Genomic DNA, 6882 nt, shown 5'->3' with positions numbered 1-6882 from the left:
ACGGAGAGCGTAGTCCAGTTCCTCGGCCTCGATCGGCGTTTCGGGTTTCGCCGGTTGAGCTGCGGAGGTCGCGCGGGATCGGCTGACGGGTTTGCATGTTGTGGGGGCAGGATTTCCCGGGAAGATGGGAGAGTGGCCCAGACCCGCATTTGCGGCCCGTTCCATCTCGAGGCGCGGCGGAACCTCTGCAGTGACCCGAGACATCAGATGCGCCACGTCCGGGGACGTGGGCTGGTGCAGGTCAGCGGTGATGCCGCCCGGCTCACCGCCGCGGCATTTATCAAAGACAGAAATCCGCGTCTCAAAGCTGGTGCCGTGCTTGGCGAAAGCTGCGCCCGACACCGCGCCGGTGAAAATGAGATGGGCCGTCTCGGTCAGACGGCCGAAGGTCTCGGCCCAGGCCGGCGCATCCGGAGCGAAACCGGCTCCGGTGATGGCGACGAGCCGTCCGCCGGGGGCCAGACGCGCGAGGGCCGAGCGCAGATGCCGGGCCGTCGCCTCGGTCGACCGACAATCGACATTGGCTTGGGCCGAGAAGGGCGGGTTCATCAGGATGACGCTCGGGCTTGAGGAGACATCGAGATGATCATCGATCTGCGCGGCATCAAACCCCGTGACCGGTCGGCCCGGGAACAGCAAGCGAAGAAGGTCGACGCGGGTGTCCGCCAACTCGTTCAGAGCCAGAGTGCCGCCGGCGATCTCGGCGAGGATCGCCAGAAGCCCGGTCCCGGCAGACGGCTCTAGGACAAGATCACGGGGCGTGATCTGTGCTGCCGCCACAGCCGCGAGCCCCATGGGCAGCGGCGTCGAGAATTGCTGAAAGCGCTCCATCTCTTCCGACCGCCGGGTGTGCGTGGGCAAGAGGCCTGCCACCTTGGCGAGGATCGGCGAGAGCGCCGCAGGCGTGCCGGCACGCGCAAGCAGCGCCCGACCGAATTTCCGCAGGAAGAGGACCAGCGCCACCTCGCCCGCCTCATAGGCCAGCTTCCAGTCCCAAGCACCGGTCGCATCGGAACCGCCAAAAGCATGTTCCATCTCGCGGCGCAGGCGCAGCGCGTCGATCTGAAGCCCTTGCGCCAGATCGGGCTGCAGCGCTTCAGCAACAGCAACGATCGCAGGGGCAGGATTTGCTGCCAACGGAACAACGGGCGCAGGCAAGGACGCCTGCGCAACAGGGGCAAGATGGGTCATCGGGAAACTCCGGAATGAAGGACAGGATCAGGCCCGGACACCCTCTCTCGGGCAGCCTCGGACCTGATCTTTCCCGGCCCCTCTCTCCCTTTCGCACCAAGGTGTTCCCGACGCTTGGCTTGATTTTGTTCTTGTTATGTTCTATGTTCAGAGCCAAGTCAGAAAGGGGGTTCCACCATGGAAAGCACCAAGCACGCCCTGCCCGCAACGCCCAAGCAGATTGCCTATGCGCGGTCGCTCGCCCTGCGCAACCGGACGCTCCTGCCCTGGGAGGTTCAGCAAGACCGGCGATCTTTGAGCGCCTGGATCGAGGCTCAGGCCCAGCTGAAACCGGTATCGGACATGGACCGGCTGCCCACGTCCAAGCAGGTGGCCTTCGCTGAGAAACTCGCCCGGATCAAAAGGCGCGCCGTTCCGGACGAATGCTTTCGCGACAGGGGGCTCATGTCGAAGTGGATCGACGGGAACAGGTGAGCACAGCACCGGCTGGTGACGCCCTGTGCGGCCGTCCAGCTTTTTGCCACATCATAGTTTGGCAAACCGAGCGCAGCTGCCAAGCTGTAGGTTGGCAGACTGGACCTTCGGGACATCAGCCTCGGTCAAGCTCCTGTCCGAAGGACCAAGGTCTGGTTCCGGCGGCACGCCGGGAGGTGCACCGCTGCGACCTTCGGTAACCACCGCAAGTCGTAGCCGTCTCTCAACCCAGCGTCTTCAGATCTCACACCCCTTGGGGCTAGTCCCTCAGTTCTTTGGAAATGGTGAGATAGAAGCGTCCATAACGCTGGAAAAGCATTCTCATCAAAGAAAACTGTAGATGTCTCTTTGAAAATCTGTCACTTTAGGCATCATGGACACCGCAAGGTCACAGAATCTGAAGAAAGTGCTCGATGCCGTACCCGCCGGGTATCTGGTCGATGCGGCATGGCTCGTCTCGCAAGGCATCGCCTATGAGAGCTTCCGTGACTATGTGAAACGCGGCTGGCTGGAGCGCATCGCACGCGGTGTCTTCCGCCGGCCAGTCCCGAATATGCAGGCGTCCAACAGCATCGACTGGAAGACCTGCATCCTTTCGATGCAACATATCATGGGTCATGATTTGCATGTCGGGAGCACGACGGCACTCGGTGAACAAGGACATGCCCATTACCTCCGCCTGGGGGAAAGCGCTCCAGTCTGGGTCTACGGGGACAAGGTCCCGAACTGGCTGATCAAACTGCCGACGGATGCCCCGATCAATATCCGCCCCCGTTCCTTGTTCACCGATCAGAAGCTGGGTGTGATCGAGGGCAAAACGACAGGCCAGCCATGGGACTGGGGTCTGACAATGTCGACGCCGGAGCGCGCAATCCTGGAAGCCATGGACGAGTTGCCCCACCATGAGAGTTTCCACACGCTCGACATGGTCTTCGAGAGCCTGACAACCCTGCGCCCAAGGCTGATTTCCGACCTCCTGCAAGCGTGCCAGAAGATCAAGGTAAAGCGTCTGTTCTTCGTCTTCGCCGACCGCCACGATCATCCCTGGCGCAAACGGATCGACCCGCAGGCCTTCGATCTCGGAAGCGGTGACCGAGCCCTAGTCCGAGGTGGCAAAATCCACCCGCGCTATCGGATCATGGTGCCGGAAGATTTCGTGAAACCGGAGGCCGACAGTGGCGCGTGAGACCTATGAAGCCCAGGTTGCACTGCTGGTGCGCGTTCTGCCACATGTCGCGGACGAGAACGTCTTCGCGCTCAAGGGCGGGACGGCCATTAACCTATTTTACCGAGATCTGCCACGGTTGTCGGTCGACATCGACCTGACCTATCTTCCGATCAAGGACCGCGCCGAGAGCCTGGACGAGATCAATGCCGCGATGGATCGCATCGCGGCCGCCATCGAGACCGGCATTCGCGGCGCGAAATCTCAGCGCATCCAAGGGGGCGGCGGCGGGGCCACGCGGCTGCTGGCACGCTTTGGGAATGCCGAGATCAAGATCGAAACCTCGCCTGTGACCCGTGGCGTCGTCCACGACCCGGAGATCCGGACCGTCTCTGCAGCCGTGGAAGATGCCTATGGCTATGCCGAAATGCAGATCGTCTCGTTCGAGGACCTGTTCGCTGGCAAACTGCACGCTGCCCTCGACAGGCAGCATCCACGGGATCTCTACGACGTCACGCTCCTCTACGAAAACGAAGGCCTGACGCAGGACCTCTTCCAGACCTTCCTGATCTATGTCGCCAGTTCGCCGCGCCCGGCGCATGAGCTGCTCGATCCGAACCTGATCGATCTCGAGCAACCCTACGCGCGGGAATTCGAGGGCATGACCAGAGCACCCGTCCCTCTCGATACGCTTCTGGCGACGCGCCTGAAGTTGGTCGCCGATCTGCAATCGAGGCTCGATGACAAGGCGAGGCAGTTCCTCCTGACGCTTCAGGACGGCGAGCCTGACTTTGCGGCGATCGACCGCTCGCAAGCCGCTGACCTACCGGCCGTGAAGTGGAAACTCCTCAACCTGAACAAACTGAAGCGCGACAACCCCGAAAAACATGCCGCGCATCGCGACGCCTTGTTGAAGCTCTTGGGCTGAGCCACGCCCAGCACCGTCGTGAGGGGAGCTTTGCGTTGGCCGTCCTCATCGCGCCGATGGGAGGCGCCGAAGGCGGGTGAACTCAGTCGGCGCTTCCAAGCCCTGTGTTTCGCTGAAATGACCGCGTTTTCGCCCGATGAAAGGCAGAGCGCAGGGCTTCGGTCGGCAAAGGCGGCGAGTCTATCGCTTCAAAGAAGTGCTCATGGTCGATCTGCTTGAGATCGGTGCGGTCTGGGCTTTCGATATCAGGCGTTGCCATCTTTGTAGGCCTCCAGGCCAAGTACGGTTTTTTGGATCAGCCGACGGCCGCAATCGAGTAGTGCGGAGTCCCATCCCACACAAGATCCCAAGACGCGCCTGGACGAACGTTCTGAATTGCGTGGGGCTCGAAGCAGACCAAGCAATTCCCGCCCGGTGCAGGAGCCCGGACCGAAGGGTAAATCAGGCCCTTGGATCCGCCCCGACGCAGATGCTGTGCCAGGCTTTGGCCCTCGGGATACCCGACAGCCGGATCCGGATGCAGCGCCGGATGACCTGCCTCATCGGTCATGTCGTCGAAGACGCCGATGAAGTCGGCCAGCAATTCCACATAGCGGGCGCTATCGTGGAAGCTGCCGGTAAAGCCGAGTTCGCGTGTACGGTGCCAAGCCACTTCGCTGACAGAAACCATCACATCCCATGCGCAGTACCACGCGCCGCGCTCCTCGGCGTTGAAGCGGTTTCCGCCGGCGCGGGTGTAAGTGAAGGCTGCGTTGACGTGACTGTCCCCATAGATGCGCAGATCGCGGCTGCGGCGTTGCCAAGCGAGTTCGCGCGGGTCCAGATGCGGGTTGCGCCCGCGTTCGGCCTGTAGACGTCCACTGGTCAGGCCCTCGATCTCTGCCAAGATCTCCATCTCGTCATCGGTATCGACGAGACCGCGCAGCGATGGTGGCTTGTGGTAGGTGGCGGGCAGGAGACGAACGAGACCGCGATCGGAAATCTCGGTCTGATTCATGTTCCACCACGCAACGCATCAAGATAGGTCCGAACCGCGAGGATCTGCGGCAACCCCCCGTCGATGGCGGTGTCGACTGGTCGGGTTCCACCAAAGAGCGGCCCCTTGTTCGGTCGGGTGAACCAGCTTTTTGCCAGAGGCTCCGAGAAGTAGAGTTCGAGCGACTTGAAGATGCCAATTACAGCGCTGAGCCGCAGCAGTTGGTCCTTGGTGAGCTCTCCGGCGAAATCCGGCTTCTTGGCGCGCTTCCACGTGCTCTCTGACATGTCGGCAAGGCCAGCGGCTTCCTTGAGACTGAGACCCCAAGCATCGGCCACGCGTGCATAAGCTTTCAACGCGACGGCGTTGATCTGTGCGGGTTCCCGGATTTTCTCTGCAACGTACATGGCGTCCTCCATTGGCTTCAATATAGTCCATATGGACTTACTGTAAAGATCAAATGAACCTTGCGCTTTGATCACTGTTACCCAAACCGCCGCCCTCCTTCCGTGAACGTATACTCGTTGACGATGATCCCCTCCTCGATGGCCTCGTCCGAGGTCAGGTGGTCGTGTTCGGCTTCAAGTTGGCGGTAGAGCCAGCGGGCCAGATCACGCAGCGCCTCGGTCACGACCTCTTCCGCATCCTCAGTCGGCGGCTGCCAGGTCGCGCTGTCCCGCGTGACGTCCACCGACATGGTATATTCATGGCAATAGCGGCCACGGTGGCTGGCCTCGGCGGCGAGTTGGTAGAAGTTTCGCCGCTGGATGGCCTGCAGGCGGTCGGCGATGCCGTGCAACGTCGCGTCCTTGGGCGCGTAGTCCCGAATGCGCGCGGCCGCGCCCTTGGCGTGGGACCAGTATCCTTCGAAACAGGCCCCGTCGCCCTGACTCCAGAACCCGGAGAACCAGATGCAGGGCTTTTGGCGCGTCCCGCCGCTCATCAGGCGGACGGGCGTGGTCTTCAGGCTGATGCCGAGTATCTCGCAGACCCGCTCGAAATCTTCATAGACCGCGTCCCACCACTCGTCGTGGGGTCCAAGGTCGCGATACCAGTTGCGGGCCTTCTCCTTGGCGGCATCCGAGAGCTCGGGGAACTGGTAGACAGTGGTGCAGATGATCTCAGGCATCGACGTCCTCCCCGTTCAGCGCCGCGACCAACCATTCTTGCGTGCTGGACCAGCCGATGGATTTACGAGCGCCGAGATCGATGGCATGCGCACCGCCGCCAAAGGCGTCGAGCCGCGGCCGGGAGCAGGTCAGAGCATACTGGAACCCCCAAAGGCCGGTGAGGTCGAGGTCTTCGGCGAGCCGCAAGACGAAGCGGATGACGGCTTCGACATCGCCGTGTTCGTCGTCATGGATCCAGAGGCTGCTGCCCTCGGGGGCATCCTGGTGCACGAGATCGAAGCCAGCGACATCTGGGTCGTCAGCGTCCTGATCCGCAGCGCGAAGTTCCTGAAACAGCACGAGCGCGCGGGCGGCCTTGTCGGGGCTGCCGACGTCGATCAGGCATGAGAAATGGGTGAAGCAATCCGCCATGGGGACCTCCTTAATGGGGAAGACCCGGCCAGGAGGCCGGGCGATCGATTGGGATGAAGGGGTAGTTGGGAACGATCAGCCGGTCGGCGTGTCGCCCGCCGCCTGCCGTGCGGCATGAGCGCAGAGCATCTGCCGGTAGAAGCGCTTGCGCGCCAGCCGGAGACTGCAAACAGCGCGCGTGTCGGGGTGTAGCGCCCGGACCGCCGCGCGAACCACTGCCAGTCGCGAAGCGGTCGGCGGCAAGCCAAGACGTCGATAAGTGGGATCGGTCATGTCACATGACCTCGACCACGGGCGAAGCGAGATGCGGATCGACCTTTGCCTCGATCCCTTCGGTCCGACCCATCCAAGGCTCGGGCCGAATGGCCTTCACCCAATCGGCGAAGCTCGGGATGAAGCCGAGGTCCTCCTTAACATGCTGCTCGCCGACCCACCGGGTCGGGATGATGCGTCCGGTGGAGAGCGTAAGCGTCGGACCAAAGATTGTCTCGGCCATGAAGATGCCCTCCGTGTGTTATCTGGACAGTCAAGTTGTCTCTTTTTGAAAACTTCCTGCCATCATTGGGGTTTTCCCGAGTGGCATCGGTGAGACAGTTCATTGGGGCTC

8 protein-coding genes and 2 pseudogenes are annotated in these 6882 nt (G+C 62.0%); 3 read left to right on the top strand and 7 right to left on the bottom strand.

Annotation, left to right across the window (positions count from 1 at the left end; genetic code table 11):
- Positions 1-1191: pseudogene (locus C8N42_RS20645) on the bottom strand (class I SAM-dependent methyltransferase); the annotation flags it as partial.
- A gap of 177 nt (positions 1192-1368) precedes the next feature.
- Between C8N42_RS20645 and C8N42_RS20640 the strand changes: the two are divergent.
- The 3 genes from C8N42_RS20640 (at position 1369) to C8N42_RS20630 (ending at position 3758) form a co-directional block, all read left to right on the top strand.
- Positions 1369-1665: a hypothetical protein gene (locus C8N42_RS20640; RefSeq protein ID WP_038070220.1), complete on the top strand. Its 297-nt coding sequence runs from the start codon at positions 1369-1371 to the stop codon at positions 1663-1665.
- A gap of 373 nt (positions 1666-2038) precedes the next feature.
- Positions 2039-2851 carry a type IV toxin-antitoxin system AbiEi family antitoxin domain-containing protein gene (locus tag C8N42_RS20635; RefSeq protein ID WP_107818285.1) on the top strand — a complete coding sequence of 271 codons (813 nt, stop codon included), beginning with the start codon at positions 2039-2041 and terminating at the stop codon, positions 2849-2851.
- Positions 2841-3758 (top strand): nucleotidyl transferase AbiEii/AbiGii toxin family protein, encoded by a 918-nt coding sequence (locus C8N42_RS20630; RefSeq protein WP_089849781.1) that lies wholly within the window; start codon positions 2841-2843, stop codon positions 3756-3758. The genes C8N42_RS20635 and C8N42_RS20630 overlap by 11 nt, the downstream gene beginning before the upstream one ends.
- A gap of 295 nt (positions 3759-4053) precedes the next feature.
- Here the strand turns inward: C8N42_RS20630 and C8N42_RS20620 are convergent, their stop codons facing one another.
- The 6 genes and pseudogenes from C8N42_RS20620 to C8N42_RS20595 all read right to left on the bottom strand — a co-directional run.
- Positions 4054-4755 carry an RES family NAD+ phosphorylase gene (locus tag C8N42_RS20620; RefSeq protein ID WP_107818283.1) on the bottom strand — a complete coding sequence of 234 codons (702 nt, stop codon included), beginning with the start codon at positions 4753-4755 and terminating at the stop codon, positions 4054-4056.
- Positions 4752-5153 carry an MbcA/ParS/Xre antitoxin family protein gene (locus C8N42_RS20615; protein ID WP_107818286.1) on the bottom strand — a complete coding sequence of 134 codons (402 nt, stop codon included), beginning with the start codon at positions 5151-5153 and terminating at the stop codon, positions 4752-4754. The genes C8N42_RS20620 and C8N42_RS20615 overlap by 4 nt, the downstream gene beginning before the upstream one ends.
- A gap of 65 nt (positions 5154-5218) precedes the next feature.
- The gene (locus C8N42_RS20610; RefSeq protein ID WP_107818282.1) at positions 5219-5863 is read right to left on the bottom strand and encodes an antitoxin of toxin-antitoxin stability system; all 645 of its coding nucleotides are present in this window, start codon (positions 5861-5863) and stop codon (positions 5219-5221) included.
- Positions 5856-6275, bottom strand: coding sequence for a hypothetical protein (locus C8N42_RS20605; protein ID WP_038147460.1), 420 nt, complete (start codon positions 6273-6275; stop codon positions 5856-5858). The genes C8N42_RS20610 and C8N42_RS20605 overlap by 8 nt, the downstream gene beginning before the upstream one ends.
- A gap of 75 nt (positions 6276-6350) precedes the next feature.
- Complete coding sequence (locus C8N42_RS20600; RefSeq protein ID WP_081874991.1) at positions 6351-6548, bottom strand: hypothetical protein; 198 nt, start codon at positions 6546-6548, stop codon at positions 6351-6353.
- A gap of 1 nt (position 6549) precedes the next feature.
- Positions 6550-6789: pseudogene (locus C8N42_RS20595) on the bottom strand (DUF6915 family protein); the annotation flags it as partial.
- Between the last annotated feature and the right edge of the window lie 93 nt (positions 6790-6882).

This window comes from Celeribacter persicus (assembly GCF_003050785.1).
In the GTDB taxonomy this organism is placed as follows: Bacteria; Pseudomonadota; Alphaproteobacteria; order Rhodobacterales; family Rhodobacteraceae; genus Celeribacter; species Celeribacter persicus.
The sequence above is the reverse complement of the archived record's forward strand: the minus strand, read 5'-3'. Positions and strand labels throughout refer to the sequence as shown.

Bases quoted from the DNA above. Each gene is read 5' to 3' on its own strand.
- C8N42_RS20620 (WP_107818283.1), bottom strand. From the start codon at position 4,755: ATGAATCAGACCGAGATTTCCGATCGCGGTCTCGTTCGTCTCCTGCCC.
- C8N42_RS20640 (WP_038070220.1), top strand. From the start codon at position 1,369: ATGGAAAGCACCAAGCACGCCCTGCCCGCAACGCCCAAGCAGATTGCC.
- C8N42_RS20600 (WP_081874991.1), bottom strand. From the start codon at position 6,548: ATGACCGATCCCACTTATCGACGTCTTGGCTTGCCGCCGACCGCTTCG.
- C8N42_RS20615 (WP_107818286.1), bottom strand. From the start codon at position 5,153: ATGGAGGACGCCATGTACGTTGCAGAGAAAATCCGGGAACCCGCACAG.
- C8N42_RS20605 (WP_038147460.1), bottom strand. From the start codon at position 6,275: ATGGCGGATTGCTTCACCCATTTCTCATGCCTGATCGACGTCGGCAGC.
- C8N42_RS20610 (WP_107818282.1), bottom strand. From the start codon at position 5,863: ATGCCTGAGATCATCTGCACCACTGTCTACCAGTTCCCCGAGCTCTCG.
- C8N42_RS20635 (WP_107818285.1), top strand. From the start codon at position 2,039: ATGGACACCGCAAGGTCACAGAATCTGAAGAAAGTGCTCGATGCCGTA.